The 18,433-nt window shown below is 41.1% G+C and carries 16 protein-coding genes; 10 read left to right on the top strand and 6 right to left on the bottom strand.

Features of this window, described 5'->3' with window-relative positions; genetic code table 11:
* Positions 1-2: 2 nt before the first annotated feature.
* From proC to H5186_RS14955, 7 genes are all read left to right on the top strand, one after another.
* On the top strand, positions 3-824 hold the full coding sequence (gene proC, locus H5186_RS14985) for a pyrroline-5-carboxylate reductase (protein ID WP_182718460.1): 822 nt from the start codon (positions 3-5) through the stop codon (positions 822-824).
* A 57-nt stretch (positions 825-881) separates the two neighbouring features.
* Positions 882-1,415: a YggT family protein gene (locus tag H5186_RS14980; RefSeq protein WP_182718461.1), complete on the top strand. Its 534-nt coding sequence runs from the start codon at positions 882-884 to the stop codon at positions 1,413-1,415.
* A gap of 51 nt (positions 1,416-1,466) precedes the next feature.
* A complete protein-coding gene (locus H5186_RS14975; RefSeq protein WP_145234922.1) occupies positions 1,467-1,910 on the top strand; it encodes a DUF4426 domain-containing protein in 444 nt (147 codons plus the stop codon).
* Positions 1,911-1,913: 3 nt separating this feature from the next.
* Complete coding sequence (locus H5186_RS14970) at positions 1,914-2,513, top strand: XTP/dITP diphosphatase (protein ID WP_182794628.1); 600 nt, start codon at positions 1,914-1,916, stop codon at positions 2,511-2,513.
* On the top strand, positions 2,510-3,646 hold the full coding sequence (gene hemW / locus H5186_RS14965) for a radical SAM family heme chaperone HemW (RefSeq protein WP_182794627.1): 1,137 nt from the start codon (positions 2,510-2,512) through the stop codon (positions 3,644-3,646). Before H5186_RS14970 ends, hemW begins: the two co-directional genes overlap by 4 nt.
* Positions 3,647-3,727: 81 nt before the next feature.
* A complete protein-coding gene (locus H5186_RS14960; protein ID WP_182718464.1) occupies positions 3,728-5,560 on the top strand; it encodes a DUF885 family protein in 1,833 nt (610 codons plus the stop codon).
* A 138-nt stretch (positions 5,561-5,698) separates the two neighbouring features.
* Positions 5,699-6,397, top strand: coding sequence for a hypothetical protein (locus H5186_RS14955; protein ID WP_182718465.1), 699 nt, complete (start codon positions 5,699-5,701; stop codon positions 6,395-6,397).
* 2 nt (positions 6,398-6,399) lie between these two features.
* Here the strand turns inward: H5186_RS14955 and H5186_RS14950 are convergent, their stop codons facing one another.
* Positions 6,400-7,116, bottom strand: coding sequence for an SIMPL domain-containing protein (locus tag H5186_RS14950; RefSeq protein ID WP_182718466.1), 717 nt, complete (start codon positions 7,114-7,116; stop codon positions 6,400-6,402).
* A 170-nt stretch (positions 7,117-7,286) separates the two neighbouring features.
* Here H5186_RS14950 and H5186_RS14945 point away from each other — a divergent pair, with 170 nt between their 5' ends.
* Complete coding sequence (locus tag H5186_RS14945; RefSeq protein ID WP_182739964.1) at positions 7,287-9,962, top strand: bifunctional acetate--CoA ligase family protein/GNAT family N-acetyltransferase; 2,676 nt, start codon at positions 7,287-7,289, stop codon at positions 9,960-9,962.
* A 4-nt stretch (positions 9,963-9,966) separates the two neighbouring features.
* Positions 9,967-10,926 (top strand): ion transporter, encoded by a 960-nt coding sequence (locus tag H5186_RS14940; protein ID WP_182718468.1) that lies wholly within the window; start codon positions 9,967-9,969, stop codon positions 10,924-10,926.
* On the opposite strand, the gene H5186_RS14935 is transcribed toward H5186_RS14940, so the two are convergent.
* Genes H5186_RS14935 through H5186_RS14925 form a run of 3 tightly spaced genes read right to left on the bottom strand, consistent with a single transcriptional unit; the run spans position 10,923 to position 16,077 of the window.
* Positions 10,923-15,431: an EAL domain-containing protein gene (locus H5186_RS14935; RefSeq protein ID WP_182794626.1), complete on the bottom strand. Its 4,509-nt coding sequence runs from the start codon at positions 15,429-15,431 to the stop codon at positions 10,923-10,925. The genes H5186_RS14940 and H5186_RS14935 overlap by 4 nt on opposite strands.
* A 38-nt stretch (positions 15,432-15,469) precedes the next feature.
* Positions 15,470-15,874 (bottom strand): GNAT family N-acetyltransferase, encoded by a 405-nt coding sequence (locus H5186_RS14930; RefSeq protein ID WP_182718470.1) that lies wholly within the window; start codon positions 15,872-15,874, stop codon positions 15,470-15,472.
* On the bottom strand, positions 15,874-16,077 hold the full coding sequence (locus tag H5186_RS14925) for a DUF3283 family protein (RefSeq protein ID WP_064667173.1): 204 nt from the start codon (positions 16,075-16,077) through the stop codon (positions 15,874-15,876). The genes H5186_RS14930 and H5186_RS14925 overlap by 1 nt, the downstream gene beginning before the upstream one ends.
* 214 nt (positions 16,078-16,291) lie before the next feature.
* On the opposite strand from H5186_RS14925, the gene H5186_RS14920 reads away from it, so the two are divergent.
* A complete protein-coding gene (locus tag H5186_RS14920) occupies positions 16,292-16,909 on the top strand; it encodes a transporter substrate-binding domain-containing protein (protein WP_149981285.1) in 618 nt (205 codons plus the stop codon).
* On the opposite strand, the gene H5186_RS14915 is transcribed toward H5186_RS14920, so the two are convergent.
* Both H5186_RS14915 and H5186_RS14910 read right to left on the bottom strand, forming a co-directional pair.
* Positions 16,906-17,151, bottom strand: coding sequence for a DUF1289 domain-containing protein (locus H5186_RS14915; protein WP_149981286.1), 246 nt, complete (start codon positions 17,149-17,151; stop codon positions 16,906-16,908). The genes H5186_RS14920 and H5186_RS14915 overlap by 4 nt on opposite strands.
* A gap of 100 nt (positions 17,152-17,251) precedes the next feature.
* Positions 17,252-18,385, bottom strand: a complete 1,134-nt coding sequence (locus H5186_RS14910; RefSeq protein WP_182718471.1) for a 1-acyl-sn-glycerol-3-phosphate acyltransferase — start codon at positions 18,383-18,385, stop codon at positions 17,252-17,254.
* Positions 18,386-18,433 lie beyond the last annotated feature (48 nt).

Raw genomic sequence — 18,433 nt, 5'->3', positions numbered from 1 at the left:
ATATGTCAGATAAAACAATTGCATTCATAGGCACAGGTAATATGAGCTACGCCATTATTGGCGGCATGGTAAAAAAAGGATTTGCTGCATCGAGTATTATTGCAACAAATCGTAACCAAGAAAAACTCGCTAAGGTAGCAGCGGATTTCGGGGTTAAAACCACCGCAGATAACAACGAAGCACTGCGCGATGCCGATGTTATTGTGTTGTCTGTAAAGCCGCAAATGATGGGTGATTTATGTCAATCATTTCAAGATTCGGGTATCGACTTTAGCGATAAGCTATTTATTTCTGTCGCCGCAGGCTTAACGGTTAAGCGGTTACGTGAAATGCTCGGACAAGACGTTAAGATGGTACGTTGTATGCCAAATACCCCGTCTTTATTAGGGCGCGGTGTATCAGGTTTATTTGGTGCCGGCGAAACCGAGCAAGAACATACTTTTGTGCAACAAGTATTTGAATGTACAGGTATTGCGGTATGGGTTGAGCAAGAGTCACAAATTAACGATGTTATTGCTGTTACGGGGTCATCACCGGCTTACTTTTTCTTATTTATGGAAGCCATAGAAGAAAAAGCCAAAGCACTTGGCTTTAGCGATGAAGACGCGCGTCGCTTAGTACAGCAAACAGCATTAGGTGCAGCTGAAATGGCGGTATCACAACCTGATATTAGTATTTCACAATTGCGTGCTAATGTGACATCAAAAGGTGGCACCACGCATGCAGCTGTTGAACATTTAAAAGCACACGGTCTGACTAACACTGTCGCCGATGCAATGGATGCCTGTATTGCTCGCGCGGAACAAATGGAACAAGAACTTTAAAAGCACTTTGCTGCTTTTAGCCCTATTTATGTTTAAGGTTTTTAATTAAGGTACGTTATGAACGCCATGCAATTTTTAATAAGCACACTATTCGATCTATTTTTAATGGTCGTATTAATGCGCTTTTGGCTACAAGCCGCCAAGGCTGATTTTTACAATCCGTTGAGTCAGTTTGTGGTCAAAGCTACTTCATTTGCTGTTAATCCACTGCGTAAAATTATTCCAGGGTTAGGTGGCCTAGACTTAGCTTCGTTATTACTGGCGTTCATTGTCGCTGCTGCAAAAATTACTGCGCTGATATTTTTAGTAGGCGCGACATGGGAAGTTGGATTTGTACTTTTAAATGCGCTAGTAACGGTGATTAAAGAAGGCTTAAACTTACTGTTTTGGGTATTAATTATTCGCGCGTTATTAAGCTGGGTAAGCCAAGGCAACAATCCAGTAGAAGCGGTATTTCAGCAGCTAACTGAACCAATGTTAAGACCTATTCGTAAAGTGTTACCGCCACTGGGCGGCTTAGATCTATCAATTTTAGTGTTAATTATCGCGCTGCAATTTGCCCAGTTTTTGTTTATTGATTTAGTCGGCTAACCTTATCATTAACACAGAGGCCTACTAGGCCTCTTTTTTTAAGAGTCATTTATGAAAAAGCTCGCAAGTATTTTATTCTTTGCATTAGCAGGTATTACCTTTAGTGCCCACAGTGAACAAATGCAAGGCGCACAATACAAAGAACTCGGCCCATGGCAAGTACATTACATTGCATTTCCGTCAACCTTTATTCAACCACAAATAGCCAAAACCTATGGCCTAGAACGTAGTGGTTATAAGGGCATTGTCAATATTTCAATCCTTAAAAAAGATACCGATGCCACAGCGCAAACGGCCATTCTTAAAGGCACTGCTAAAAACCTACTTGGTAATAAGCAAACCTTGGACTTCAAAGAAGTCATCGAAGGCGATGCAATTTATTACCTCGCGCAAGTTGATTTTACTAACGAAGAAATTCTGCGCTTTGAAATTGAAATACAACAAGGTAATCAATTTCAAAAGCTGCAGTTCCAGCAAAAATTTTACGTAGATTAATTCATGAAAAAAACTTTAGTGTTAGCCACTGGCAATCCGGGTAAAGTCAACGAATTAGCGCAGATGCTAAACCCGCTTGAAATAAACGTTGTGCCACAAAGCGATTTTAATGTGCCAGAAGTAGCAGAAACAGGCACCACCTTTGTTGAAAACGCTATTATCAAAGCTCGCCATGCTGCAAAAATAACGGGGCTACCAGCTATTGCTGACGACTCAGGGTTAGAGGTTGATGGCCTTAACGGCGCCCCTGGCGTTTACTCAGCTCGCTATGCCGGAGAAGGCGCTAGCGATCAAGATAATATTGATAAATTATTAAGCGAACTTGCTAACAACCCTAACCGCAGTGCGCGCTTTTGGTGTGTGCTGGTATTAATACGTCATGCTGATGACCCTACTCCACTGATTTGCAGTGCGAGCTGGGAAGGACAAATTACGCAAAGCCAAGATGGCCAAGGTGGTTTTGGTTACGACCCTATTTTTTATGTGCCAGAACTTGAATGCACCAGTGCGCAATTAACTAAGCAGCAAAAAAATGCAGTAAGCCATCGTGGTCAGGCATTACAACGTTTATTGTCTGAGCTTAAGCTCAAAGGCGGCCTGTGAATTTACCACCATTAAGTTTATATGTGCACGTCCCTTGGTGTGTGCAAAAATGCCCGTATTGTGATTTTAATAGTCACGGTCAAAAAGGTGAGATCCCTGAAAAGGAATATGTGCAGCATTTAATTGATGATTTAAAAACCGATCTGCACTTAGTGCAAGGACGTAAAATTCATTCAATCTTTATCGGTGGTGGCACGCCTAGCTTATTAACCGGTGAGGCCTACGTTAATTTATTAACGGCGGTGGATTCATTAATTGGCCTAAGTGAAAACAGCGAGATCACCTTAGAAGCTAACCCCGGTACGGTTGAAACAGGACGTTTTAAAGACTATGTGGCAGCTGGCATTAATCGTATTTCGATTGGCGTGCAAAGCATGCAAGACGACAAACTCAAAGCGTTGGGGCGTATTCACGGTGCCGATGAAGCCATATATGCCGCAGAGCAAGCTCATGAAGCAGGTTTAAATAGCTTTAATCTTGATTTAATGCACGGCTTACCGGGGCAATCTGTTGCTGATGCGCTGAGCGACTTGAAAAAAGTCATCGCCCTTAATCCGCCACATATTTCGTGGTATCAGTTAACGATTGAGGCCAATACCCAATTTGCCTCTAAACCGCCAACGTTACCGGCCGATGACACCTTATGGGATATTCAAGAGCAAGGCCAAGCCTTACTTACTGAGGCAGGTTATCAGCAATATGAAATTTCCGGCTATGCAAAACCGGGTTTTCAATGCCAACATAACTTGAATTATTGGCGCTTTGGCGATTATTTAGGCATTGGTTGTGGTGCCCATGGTAAGGTAACCGATGCTAAAACAGGCATCATTACCCGCACTGAGAAAGTAAAACATCCTCGCGGTTATATGGATTTAGCTAAGCCGTATTTATTTAAACAGTGGCCAGTTGAACAGCACGACTTACCGTTTGAATTCTTTATGAATCGCTTACGGTTATTTGAAGCCTGCCCAATTAGTGACTTTACAGCCTTAACTCAGTTACCGCTGCAAAGCCAAGCAGATGCGCTGCAACAAGCCATTGCCAAGGGTTTGCTTAAGCAAACGGATAGTCACTGGCAGGTAAGCCAAAAAGGTCATCGTTTTTTAAATGACCTGCTAGAATTGTTTGTGTAATAACGACCCAAACTTTACTAACAAATACACACTAATAATAATTAATAACCTTCAATGGTTTCTAACAACAAAAGGGAAAACATGCGTAAACTAACCTTTATCGCCGCCGCAGTGAGTATTGCACTGCTAGGTGGTTGCCAGCAAACACCAGAGCAACAAAGCACGCCAACTGTACAAGCACAACCGGTACAAAGCGAAATAGACAAAGCGAATGCGTTTTTCGAAGATACTTTTAACCGTGATGTGATGAGCAGCCCTGTTTATCAAACATACATGGGTATCAAACAAGACTACGACAAATGGGATGACGGTAGCGAAGCGCGCGTACTGAAAGATCATCAACAAACAAAAGATGATTTAGTGGCATTAAACGCTATTAACCGCGAACTCCTAGATGACACCACAAAAGTTAGTTATGACCTTAAAAAGCAAGACCTTGAAAACAGCATTGCTGATTTTAAATGGCGCTATCATAACTACCCAGTGAACCAAATGTTTGGTACTCACTCGATGATCCCGGCCTTTTTAATCAACCAACACCAGATTTCTGATGTTGCCGATGCCAAAGCCTACATCTCGCGTTTGAATGGCGTAACCACGGTTATTGATCAACTGATCACTGATTTAGAAGTACGTGCTGATAAAGGCATTATCGCTCCTAAATTTGTATTCCCACATGTGATTGATTCAAGCAAAAATATCATTCACGGTGCGCCATTTGAACAAGGTGATGATTCCACCTTACTTGCCGACTTTAAACGTAAAGTTGCGAAGCTTGAAATTGCTCAAGCTGATAAAGACGCGTTAATCAGCGATGCTGAGAAAGCCCTTAAAGCGGCTGTAAAACCTTCTTACTCTAAGTTGATTAATTATTTAGCACAGCTTGAAAAACGTGCTGATGATCGTGATGGTGCTTGGAAATTTCCTGATGGCGAAGCGTTTTACAACAACGCATTAGCGCGCACGACTACCACTGATTTAACGGCTAAAGAAATCCACACCATCGGTTTAGCTGAAGTATCTCGTATTCATGACGAAATGCGCCAAATCAAAGAAAAAGTTGGCTTTAAAGGCGATTTAAAAGCCTTTATGCAGTTTATGAAAACCGATAAGCAATTTTACTTACCTAATACTGAAGCAGGTAAGCAGCAATACCTTGACGAAGCCACGGCACTTATTAACACCATGAAATCACGCTTGGATGAGCTATTCATTGTTAAGCCTAAAGCCGACATGATTGTTAAGCGTGTTGAAGCCTTCCGTGAAAAAGCGGCTGGTAAAGCATTCTACCAACAGCCTGCACCAGATGGTTCACGCCCGGGTGTTTACTACGCTAACCTTTACGACATGGAAGCAATGCCAACGTATCAAATGGAAGCGCTGGCTTATCACGAGGGTATTCCAGGTCACCACATGCAAATTGCAATTTCGCAAGAGCTTGAAGGCGTGCCTAAGTTCCGTAAATTCGGTGGCTACACAGCCTATATCGAAGGTTGGGGCTTGTACTCAGAGTTATTACCAAAAGAAATGGGCATGTATGCAGACCCTTATTCTGACTTTGGCCGTCTATCGATGGAACTATGGCGAGCATGTCGCTTAGTGGTTGATACTGGTATCCACGAAATGAAGTGGACTCGCCAACAGGGTATTGATTACTACGTAAATAACACGCCAAACGCGACGTCTGACGGCGTTAAAATGGTTGAACGCCACATTGTAATGCCTTCGCAAGCAACGGCTTACAAAGTAGGTATGCTGAAGATTCTAGAACTTCGTGAAGCTGCCAAGGTTAAACTAGGTGATAAGTTTGATATCCGTGAATTCCATGATGTGGTACTTAAAAATGGCGCAGTGCCACTAAACGTACTAGAGAACTTTGTTGATGAGTGGGTTGCAAGCAAACTAGCAGCTTAAGCATCCTTACTTTATAACATATACAAAGGCCGTATCTACGGCCTTTTTTATTGCCTGAAAGATAGATAAACACTTGACCAACAAGTGCTTTACGCTAGGATAAAGCACTTGATATACACGTAACGTATAGGATTAACAATGGATACATGTATCAGTCAACTAAACCAACAGATGCAGCAGCATCAGTTGCAAGCCATTGTTGATAGCTTTGCCAGTTTATCTGCAATACAACAAGCCATGCAGTTACAGCACTTATATAGCAGTGCGCAACGCATGAGTGTAAAATATACTTATCTGCAAAATATCGCCACACGCATATTAACTCAACACTCGCTACCAACAGCCATCATCAGTCAGCTAAATAATACCGACCAATTAAGTTTTTTTACCCCTGGTCTAAAGTTCAATCATGGTTTTACACAACAAAACCAACAGCAGCAAAATGTATTGCACCGCTTATTTAGCGAGTGTAGTGAGGCTAAATTACCGTTTAATTATGTACGTTCACTGATGCTATTTGAAAGTAACGAAAACTTGTTGCAAGCTTTAGCGCAAGTTAATGATATCGGGCTGACCCCAGTTGCAAGTTACATTGCAAACAATCCAGCCCAACACAGCTTACCAAAGCATGAATTTTCGGCCTTGCTGGCATTAATGGAAGTTGAGTTTAAACAAAATCAGGGCAATATAAACACTGCCGCATTCTTAAAAGCCTTACTCACGTTATCTCAAACAAGCCCAGACAAGCCACTCAGTGACTATAAAATACTGCTCAGTGGCGCTTACTTACGCTGTAAAACAGAACAAGTTGAGCGCTACCTTGTACAACATAAATAATATTAATCAGATAAATAATATTCAACGCTGGTTACAACTCGCACTTTTTTGATCTGCGGAGTGTTTGAATCGCGGTCGATTATACTAAACTGCCCTTGTCTTGCGGTGCGAATTTTACCTAGTTTTGACTGTGAGTCCTTGGCAAATTTTAATGCCACTTCGCGAGCTTTTTCGGTGGCTTCTTGCACCATTGCTGGTTTTATATCGTTTAGCCCAGAGAACAAATATTCAATGCGGGTTTCATAGTTATCTTGCACAATCGCAATACCTTGTTTGGCTAGCTGGCCCACCTTAGTTAAGGCGTTTTGCACTTTATCAGGCTGCTGCGAATACACGGTAATATTTGCGCGGGCAATATAGCGAAACTGTTGATTATCAGCGCCGTATTCGCGCGCTTGTTTATCAACAATTGATTGCCTACCTTGGCTGATCTCTTGTTCATCAAAGCCATGCAGTTTTAAAAAAGCGATCACTGCGGCATTTTTCTGCTCAACCCGTTCAACTAACTTTTCGAGGTCATTATCTGCATCACTAAATTGTACCGGCCAGATCACTGTATCAGCAGTTACTTCACGCTCTGCTAATCCTTTAACCTCAACCGTGCGTTCCATATTTTTTACATCAAGCGCTGCTGATTTTAAAATCCATCCGCAGCCAAGTATAGCGACACTCAATACAGCTGCGCCAAGCAACTGATAATATCCATTTGGTTTATTCATTTAATGATCCTTTGATAATAATCAATTATATGTGGTTATGATGCTCGAAAAATCAACCTAAACAGGTTACATTGAGCATATACTCAAACCACCTCAAGATGCGAGCGTCGTTAGCAAAAAGATTATATGCATCACCTCGCTAGAAAACAAATAACCCGCAAGGAAAGACCATGAGTGTAAAACGCATTAGTCAGTTTTTCAACCCGACTTCGGTTGCCGTGATTGGTGCATCGAATAACGTTTCCCGAGCAGGATTTGTAGTAATGCGCAACTTATTACAAGGCGGATTTAACGGCCCTATCATGCCAGTAAGCCCGACTAATAGCGCCGTACATGGCGTGTTGGCCTACCCGTCAATTGCGGCGCTACCGAAAATACCGGACCTTGCGGTTATTTGTACGAACAAACACACCCTACTTAATATCATTGCAGAGCTTGGAGAGTTTGGCTGTAAAAATGCGATTGTGATCGCAGCCGGACTCAATCATGAACAAAAAACAGCACTGCAAGAAGCCGCTAAACAAGCCAAAGTATCGTTACTTGGCCCTAATTGTTTGGGTTTGTTGATCCCTCATATTGGCCTCAATGCGAGTTTTTCTCACACTATCGCAAGCCCTGGTAAATTAGCGTTTATTTCACAGTCAGCTGCTGTGTGCTCCACTATTTTAGATTGGGCAAAACATAAAGAAATTGGCTTTTCATACTTTGTCTCTGTGGGAGATTGTTTAGATATCGACTTTGCTGAACTACTCGACTTTTTAGGTCGCGATGCAAAAACGAAGGCTATTTTGCTGTACATCGATAACATTGAGAATATCCGCAGCTTTATTTCAGCTGCTCGTGCCGCTGCGTTTAGTAAACCGGTGATCGCCATTAAAACCGGTAAAACAGCGGCTGGAGCACTTGCTGCCGAAATTCACACTGGCGGCAAGCAAAGTTCAGATGCGGTGTATGACGCCCTCTTCCAACGCGCAGGTATGTTACGGGTAAATGATTTAACTGAACTGTTTGCTGCTACACAAACACTGGCCATGCATCCTAAATTATTAAAGGTGGAACAACTCACCATTTTAACTAATGGCGGCGGCCCCGGCGTAATGGCCGTTGATAGCTTATTACAAAGTTCTGGTAAGCTGACACAATTGAGTGAAGAAACCCGTGCGGCGCTCAATAAAGTGATCCCACAGTCGGATATGACCTCTAATCCGGTGGACATTTTTGGTGACTCAGTTCCGGCACGCTACCAACAAGCACTGGAAATTTTATTGCATGCTAAGGAAGTAAAAAATCTACTGATCATTCACACGCCATCGGCCCTTGCGCCAAGTGAAGACTATGCATTAATTATCGCTGAAACGTTGAATAAACTACCGAAAATGGCGCGTCCTTATGTGATCACAAATTTTATGGGCGAAGATGCCGCCTATGCCGCCCGTCGCGTATGTAGCAACTACGGCATTCCTACTTATCGCACCCCTGAGGGCGCAGTACGCGCCTTTATGCACTTAGTAAGTTATCGCCGTAATCAAAAACATTTAACCCAAACTCCAGAGTCAAACACAGATGACGCTAAAATCAATAAACACGCAGCAAAAGCGCTCGTGAATGAATTTTTAGCAGAGCAGCAAAGCTATCTATCCACCCATCAAGCCAGCCAAATACTCGCTCACTATGGCGTTGAATGTATTCAAACCGAGGTCGCATACACACCAACAGAAGCAAAAGAACAAGCCATAGAGCTAGGCTTCCCGGTTGCACTGAAACTGATCAGCCCTAGCATTCCATCTAAATCAGAAGTCGGTGGCGTGGTACTTAACTTAAACGATGCACAAGAGGTTGAACAAACCGCCTTTGCCATGCTATTGAGAATAAAAAACACCTACCCTGATGCGATTATTGAAGGCTTTTCACTGCAAAAAATGGCACCCAGAGCTGGCGCCAATGAACTACGTATTGCGATAAAAACAGAACCGAATTTTGGTCCTGTAATACTTCTAGGAGAAGCCGGCACGGGTCTAGAGTTTGCTCAAGCAGCGGTTGCTTTACCACCTTTGAATATGAACTTAGCAAAGTATTTAATTGCTGCGGCGCATGACAAAGGCGTGCTTAAAGAGCGTATTTTGCCTGAGAAAGTTGATAAGTATCGCCTCTGTGCACTACTGACCCGTATTTCTCAGTTAGTTATTGATCAACCCGATATAACTTCGCTTGAGTTAAATCCTATTTTAGCCAGTAATGGCCAGTTTTTGGTGCTTGATGCCACCATGACCCTGAGTCACTACCAAGTACAATCACATCGTAAACGCTTATCTATTCGCCCTTACCCAATTGAGCTGGTTAAACAAGTGACGCTGAAAAATAATACCCTTGCGACACTCAGACCAATAAAGCCAGAAGATGAGCAAGCGCACCAAGAGTTTGATCTATCTCTCAGCAAAGAAGATCGCTACAAACGCTTTTTTGGCGAGCTGCCGCAGTTTAACCACGATCAACTCGCTAAAATGACACAAATTGACTACGATCGTGAAATGGCGTTTATTATCACTCAAGACAACGCCACGCTTGGCGTCTCTCGGGTGTTAATGGACCCTGATAAAGTGCATGCCGAATTTGCTATAGTAGTGCGCTCAAACTGCCAAGGCCTTGGCTTAGGTGGCTTATTAATGCGCGCCGCTATTGAGTATTGTCAAAGCCAAGGCGTACAATTCATTGAGGGTATCACCCTGCCGGAAAATACCGGAATGATTGAATTAGCCCGAAAACTAGGCTTTAAGATCAGCCGCGACTTTGAAGAAGGCAGCATTAATATGGTACTTGCTTTAACTCCCAATAACACACACGGATAATAGCTTGAATAATTTACGTAAACGCACAGCGCTATTTTTTGAAGGTAATGGGGAGTACCGTAAGACGGGTCATTATATCGATATATTTCTAATATCGCTGATAATGATTAATGTCGTTGCGATTGTGCTTGAATCAATTGCGAGTTTAGCTCATCAATATAAGCATGAATTTTTAATGTTAGAGTTAGGCTCAGTAATTATATTTGCTATCGAGTATTTGCTTCGCCTTTGGTCATGCGTAGAACGTGCCGAGTACAAAAGTCTAAACTGTGGTAATTTTCAACGTCGTTTAAAATATTTACTGTCCCCTTTAGCCTTAATTGATCTAGTGGCAATCCTGCCCACGATCTTAATGATGTTTATCACCTTTGATTTACGTTTTTTAAGAGTGCTCAGACTCCTACGTGTTTTTAAGCTCACTCGCTACTCACGAGCAATGCAGCTACTTTTACAATCATTTCGTGATGAAAGCAGTTCGCTTTTGGCCGCATTCTTTATAATGGCAGTGGTGCTAATTTTAGCTTCCTGCGGAATTTACTTAATTGAACACGATATACAACCGGATAAATTTGGCTCCATTCCTGCGGCAATGTGGTGGGCAATGGCAACGCTGACCACTGTAGGTTATGGTGACGTTGTGCCAGTAACACCGCTAGGGCGTTTTTTTGGCGGCGTGATCACGTTACTGAGTATGGGAATGGTAGCAATACCCACCGGCTTATTAGCTTCGAGTTTCTCTGAACAGCTACGTAAGCGTAGGATCATGTTTAGTGATGCGGTGCATGAATGTCTGCATGATGGCGAGCTAGATGGTAAACTAGATGATGCGCAACTGGAGCATCTAGAGAATTTGCGCTGTAAACTTGGTTTAAGTAAGCAAGAAGCAAACAAAGCAATTAAGTCTCAACTTAGTGCACGCACTAAAAACCTTTATTGCCGTCACTGCGGTGAACGCCAAGACTAGTCTTCATTCAACAACGACTGCCAGTCTTTATTTAATAATGCGCTTACATCATCACCTGGGATTGGTTTACTGAATAAATAGCCCTGAAATAAATTACAGCCTAAGTTGCGCAAAAAGGTAAGCTGCTGCTTAGTTTCAACGCCTTCTGCGACGCATTCTTTACCTAAGCTTTTCGCCAATGCAAGCGTTGACTGAATAATCGCTTCATCGTCACTATCTATACCAATATCAGTTACAAAACTGCGATCAATTTTCAGTACATCGATCGGAAAGCGCTTTAAATAAGTGAGTGAAGCATAACCTGTACCAAAGTCATCCATATATAAGCGACAACCTAGTTGCTTCAACTTTGACATGCTATTTAACGCTTGCGGTGAATCATGCATCAGCACTGATTCTGTAATTTCAAACACCACAGAGCTGGCTGATACATCAGCATTAATTAGCGCACTGCGAATTTCATCGACTAAATTTTTATACTCAAAATCCAGTGCAGACAGGTTAATAGACACATACAAGTCAGGCTTTTGTAACTGCCATTGTTTAAGTTCAATCAACGCTCTAGCTAGGGTTTGCAACATAATTTTTGTGATCAAACCAATACTCTCAGCAGCAAGCGCAAACTCTTGTGTTTCATAGCTGTTATTTTCTGGCCAGCGCAGCAATACTTCCAGCCCTTCGGCCTGATGAGTTTTAGCATTAACAATCACTTGGTAATGATTACAAAACGCATGATTTTGATAGGCTTGAGTTAATTGTGATTCTAAATGCAATGAGCGTTGTACATGCTGATTCATTTCTTGTTTGTAAAATTGATAACAACCTTCCAAGCTCTTTTTCGAATGATACAGTGCAATATCAGCCGCTTTAATTAAACTTTTCGCACAGAGTGCATCATCAGGCGAAATCGCCACGCCAATACTTAAACTGACACTAATCGCTTGATTGTTAATAATGATGTTGTCATTCAAGCTAGCCATCAACTTAACGCACAGTAAAACAACTTCTTCGATTTGTTGAATACCCTCGACTAACAGCATAAACTCATCACCACTAAAGCGGGCTACACTGTCTTTCGCCTGTACACGCGATTTGATCCGCAGTGCCACCGCCTTTATTATCTCATCGGCAGCTTCATGCCCTAGTGAGTCATTAAAATACTTAAAGCGTTTGATATTAATATTGAGTAACGCAACTTTTAGGTTTTGGCCTTTAGCCTGTTCAAGTACATGTTCAACTCGATCATTAAATAAAGTACGATTTGGTAACCCCGTTAAACTGTCGTAATTTGCTAATAAGAATAATTCATTCTCAGCTAACTTTTGGGCATTAATATCAGTCAGAATAACCACATAGCTTTCTAAGCGTTGCTCCGTATCAGCAACCGCACTAATTTTAATAAGCACATGACGCTGCTCGCCATTCGCCAAGCAAACAGTATCTTCTGCAGAAAAGTGCTCGCCAGCTTGCAACTCTTTCATTACACGTAAATAGTTAACTCTTACAGCACGACTTAATCCTAAGTGTAATGAGCAGCTAGAACGATAATCAACAGGAAAGTTAAATGCGCTCTGCAGTGCTTTGTTGGTAGCTAAAATACGTAAACTTTTATCTAGAATAAAGACCCAATCGCGGGTTTGCTCAAATGCTGCGCCAAATAAACGGGCATGTTCTTCAAACACTAATTCACGAGTCATATTAGTGTAAGTTCCAGCCACTTTCTCGGGTGTACTTCCTTGCCAGGCAACCACTTTGCCAAAGTCTTTATACCAGCGCCAATAGCCTAATTTATGGCGTAAACGATAGGTGCAGTTAAAATAGCCTTTTTCGGTGGATAAAAATTCTAACCACTCAATGCGAAAATTTTGTTTATCTTTAGGATGAATTTTTGCTAAATAATCATCTAAATTAACCGATTCAACATCATAACCTAACTCATTTTTAAGCCGTGGTTGATAAATTATTGGACTTGCAGATTGCCAATCCCACACCCCTGAACGACTGCCCTCCAATGCTAACTTTAAGCGCGCTTCACTTTCTTGGCTTTCTCTGTGAGCTGCTAATAATAATTGCTGGATTCGATTACGACGCATTATCCAAGCTGCTACTAATCCAAAAAATACCAGTGCGTAAAGCACTATAAACTGAGGTGCGCGCCATAGCGGGTATTTAACCACAATATCCAGCACTGCCGGTTGTGTGTAGTCGCCAGTAAGCGGATCTTTAGCCCAAATTTTTAGTTGGTATTTGCCGGGATTAAGTTTTGGAAATAGCACTCGGTTATTATTACGGGTATACGATTTTTGCCCATCAGAGAGCTGATACTCATAAATAATACGTTCCTGATAATTAAATGCCATTGCCGAAAAAGCCACTTCGAGACCGATATCGTCGTGCTCTAAGGTGATTGTTTTTATAGGTTGCTTAAGATCCGTAGATAATTCACGAGACATCAAATCAATGCTGGTTATATTTACGTGATCAATTAAACCATGCCTAGGGTGATTATCATTTGGGTAAAAATAACTAAACCCTTTTAACGTACCATAGACTATTTGGCCAGTTTTTAAACGCGTAAATGCACCACTATTAAACTCGGTAGAGACCAGTCCTTCTGAAGTTGTAAATTGCTGAAAGTGTTTATTTTCTGGATTTAATCGCCATATTCCTTTATGACTACTCATCCAGATCATTCCAGCATCATCTAACACCATATCGTACAATAAGGTGCCGAGCTTATTTTTATCTAAATCTATGGTATACAACAGCTTGTAATTCGATGCATCAAGACCAATTAAGCCAAAATTCGATAACGTGATCCACAGCACATTATTATTATCAACAATATAAGACATTACATTAACGGCTACATTTTCATGTTGCTGTGGCACTGTATAGATTTTTGTTAAAGCAAATGAGTTTGGATCAACCTGATAAAGCACCCCTGCATTATAAAATAACGGGGAGTCAGATTTGGTAGATAAAGGCGGTAAGAAACCATAAGCTAAAAACGGTTCAAATTTTTCAAATTCACCACCTAAAGGAGTGATCTTTTGGCTGTCGATATTATAAACAAACATGCCATGATCAGAATGAACATAAAATAATTCACCATTTGGCATCAATACCGAGCCATGTACCCACCCTGTGATCAGGTGTTGCTGGCTTGGGTCGGCTGTTGTCGCTGGAAAAATTTCATAGCTATGCGGATCAAAACTAAAAATCCCGCGATTAGTACGCAGCCACAATTTATCTTTATAAGGAGAAATAGCGTAGATATTAAATTCAGTGGTAAATAAATCAGCTTGATAATCTTTTAAAAACACTTGTCCTTGATTAGTTTTTAAATCAACCGCAGTTAAACCATTATGAGTTGCTAGCCAGAGTTTATCTTCATACTCGGTTATGCCCCAAATAGAAGGGTGCGATAAACCATCACCGGAGAGCATGCTGGCATTAACATTTTCAAAATGATAATTATCATAAGGTAAATAAAATGCCCCATCACTTTTAGTAGCTGTCCACATAGCGCCGTTACTATCTTTGACAATATCGATAAAACTTGGATCTGCTAGTGAGTATTTACTTTCTTTTACTCTATTATTTTTAGTCAGCTCACCGGTATTCAAATCGAGACTAAATAAACCTTTATCGGTGCCTAAATCAAGCACCCCATGGTCATTTATTATTTTCCAAATATTAAGATCATTCAATATGGTTTTATTTTTAAAAGGCACATCTGGGCGCTCAAACATACTCGGTAAATCACTAATATCAACTTGATATAAACCACGTACGGCCCCCACTAACAGTTGCTCATTTTCGCCTATTGCAAACGACTTTATATAATTTTGATATACATGGTCTGGCTCAGTGCTTAAATGCTCTAATTTTCGGTATTGCCCAGTTGCTATATGATAGACATATGCGCCAGTACTGGCGGCAATAAAGATATAACCTTTGTAATGTAATAAATCGCGGATCACGGTATTACGAGTGCGCTCTGGTAATTCAAAAATAGTCTCAATTTGGCCCGTCGCTAAATCAAGGCGAGCAAAATCCCAACCGCGACCAATCCATAATGACTTATTATCGGTGGCAACCATACTAAATACGGACTGACTTAAAACTTGCTCTTCAGTGGTAGGTTTTGATAAAAATTGTTGGTAACTATCGGTACTTGGATCATAGCGAAATAGCCCTGCAACTAACGAAGCAATCCAAATATAACCATCAGGGTCTTGATATATAAGGTCAATAATTGCTTCATCTAGTTCACCATTAGGCCCTGCAATATGTACAACCTGATAGCCATCGTAACGATTTAAGCCCCCTTCCGTCGCTAACCAAAGATAGCCGCTTTTATCTATCAACATGGTACTGACATAGCTTTGTGATAAACCTTCACTTGGCGATAAACGTTTTACCTGCGCCATAGCAACTTGGCTAGCAACAACTGAGGCGGCTAACAAAAAGAATATACTAGCCTTAAACCATTGACCCATTTAAATTTCCACGTAGTTGTTTTAACTAATTATTTTAACTAGCACTGCATAGCTACGATATTTCGTTGCTGATAGACAGTAAAGAGTGTATCCAAAGGTGACGGCAATGTTAACACAAAGTTAAACCCAATTGATTGATAAAAATAAGCTAAATGCGTATAAGCAAATGTATAAACGAGTGAGTTTTGGTTAGATAAGGTATGTATTAGTAGCTGTTTGGCAAGTCCTTGACCACGCCAAGCAGGTGCAACCAGCAAGGTAGACAAAAACAAATAATCACTGCGATTTTGAATTCTGCATGCCGCGACAATAACTAAGTCATGATAAACAACCCACACTTGATCTTGTCTGGTTGCCCGACCTCGGGCTTTATATTGGCTGTAAAACTTATTCACTAAGGGGGTTTTAATTGGCTCTAGGCATTCAAAACGCAATGCCGTCATTAACTTTGCATCGTCGCTAAATATTGTTCAAATTGCTGCTTCAAAAACATCTGCTCTGCCACTGGGCGACTATGAATTGTATTGTATATTTGCTCACGAGTACTCTTACCACGCTTTATTTGATAAGCCCAAAACGATGCCTCGTAATCCAATTGAATTTGATATTTTTGTTCACGAGGTAGTAAGCATAAGTTAAACGACATAAATTACCAGTTATTACTAATCATATTAATGCCCAGAGTATAACAAACATTTGCCTAAAAGAGTCACGGCTAAACTTGCGCTTTTTAGCTTTTAAACGTAGATTGGTGGCGTTTTTAGTCCTAATATGGAAACGCTGTGATTAAGTGCTTTTTTTCTCTCATAGTGCTCTGTTATTTACTAACGCCACTGAGCACTATAGCAAACACACAACATATGCTGTTTAATCGCCCAGCCGATACCCCACAGGCTCGCTATGTTATTGAGCTGATGACCCTTGCATATAAGGAACTTGGCTATGATGTACATATTATTGACTTTAATCACCAAAGCGCTTTATCTGCAGCAAACAATGGCACGCTTGATGGCCAATTAGGGCGAGTGGCCAGTATCAGTCAACAATATCAAAACTTGCATCCGGTTAACTTTGCGCTATTTGAGTTTAACCTTGTGCTATTAAAAAACTGCCAGCAATGTACATTTGAGCAGCTAGACAATATCGCCATTCAAGTTGGTTATCCTGCAGCGCAGAGTTACCTTAACGAACACCCTTTTATTGGTGACATTATTAAGGTGAAAAGCGTCACTGCTCAACTTAATTTACTCACTCAAGGTAAAGTACAAGGTGTAATTTTACTCGACTTTTTATTATCGACTAAACACCCTCAGTTTAATATTAAGCAATTTCAAACTGAAGTACTGGCACCGATAAAAAGCTTTCACTTTTTGCATTCACGCCATAGCGCGTTAATACCTAAGCTTGAAGAGCAACTGCATAAACTCAATGAAAATGGCACAATTCGTTTACTCAGGGCTAAACATCATCTTGATTAAAAACCAAAATCCCCCTGCTCAGGTACTGCTGGCTTAGCGCCAAGTGCTTGGCGTTTTTGCAAGTAACGCTTATAACGTTGTTGACACAAACTGATGACTTGCTTTTTTTCTACGTTTGAAAATGAATTCCAACCAAAGCGCTCCTCCCGACTTCGGTAGCAGCCTTTACAATAGCCTCGGTTATTTACCTCGCAAATGTCTTTGCAAGGACTTGGAATTTCAAAAATTTCAATTTGTTGCATAGCAAACATCAGTCAATATACACAACTTTAGTATAGCCCGTTTTTTAAACGAAAAAAAACCGTAACTTAATTACGGTTTTTTAAAAATATTTTACATTGGTTATTGGCCGCTTTCGCTACTTTTAAACTCAACTTTACGATGAAATGGCTTAGCGTACATTGCTAACACCAGTGGTTTTAGCTCATCTGGCACACGCGCCAGACGCATCTCAAATGCCTGAGCGTCGGCTTTATCAATCACCGCTTGTTTACAACCGCCCGCAATGTAGTTCCCGGGATGTAAAAAAAACGAATCAATAATTTGCTGATCAATGGTTTTTGCCAGCTGCTCTGGTGATTCACACCCTTCTTCAATTGGTTGCCCAAATGCTAAATGAACATGCCCTTTGGCGGTACTAAAACCTTCAACAATACTGGCAATATCTTCACCCGCTGACTTAACATATTTACCATGATGTTGCTTATGATAAAGCTCTTTGGCTTTGGCTGTTGCGCAAGGTTCATATTGATATGAAATTGATACTGGTACAATTTTTAGCTCGCGTACATATTCAGCAAACTCTTTCTTTTGCTTACGACCATTAAGCTGCAACATTTTAAGTAGCGCAGGATCTGTTTGATCAAAGCCATCTTTAGCACGACCTTCTTTTTGTGCAATCCAAATTGAATCACCGCCAGCAAGCGAATCATAAATATAAGCCGACAACTGCGATAGTGCTCTGAGCATTTCTTTTGGCGCTTTAACTGAGCGCTTAACAATAAAGCTTTTATTTAAACGCATCAGTTCGGTGATATAAGGAATTTGCAGTAAATTATCGCCAATGGCGATACGGACCGTCTTCATTTTATAGCTGAATAAGCCCCAATTAATTAACGCAGGATCAAGTACGATATCGCGATGATTTGAGATAAACAAATACGCTTGCTTTGGATCAAGTTGATCCAAACCAGAAAAAGTCACCTCAGTTGTGGTGCGTTTTACCAGCTGTGCTAAATACTTAGCAACGATTTGTTGAACTTGCTCAACACTGTTGATAGCGCCCCACTTTTTACGTAACTGATACTTTACCAATGCTCTAGACAGCAAAGGTACAGCTGATAAAAAACGCGGTAAGTTATATTTTGCAACTACATCAATAAACGCATTATCATCAATCAAACGTGCAACCGAAGCGGCTACTTCATCATCATTGTAAGGTCTTATATCTGCGTACTTGTCCACTGGCTCACTCATTACTGCATCTTTAAAGTTAAAAAAACGGTGCGCTCATGCGCACCGTTT

Origin of the sequence: Pseudoalteromonas sp. SG41-2 (assembly GCF_014164535.1) — a bacterium.
Classification (GTDB): Bacteria; Pseudomonadota; Gammaproteobacteria; order Enterobacterales; family Alteromonadaceae; genus Pseudoalteromonas; species Pseudoalteromonas rhizosphaerae.
Note: the sequence above shows the minus strand (reverse complement) of the source record. Positions and strands in the feature narration are given on the sequence as shown.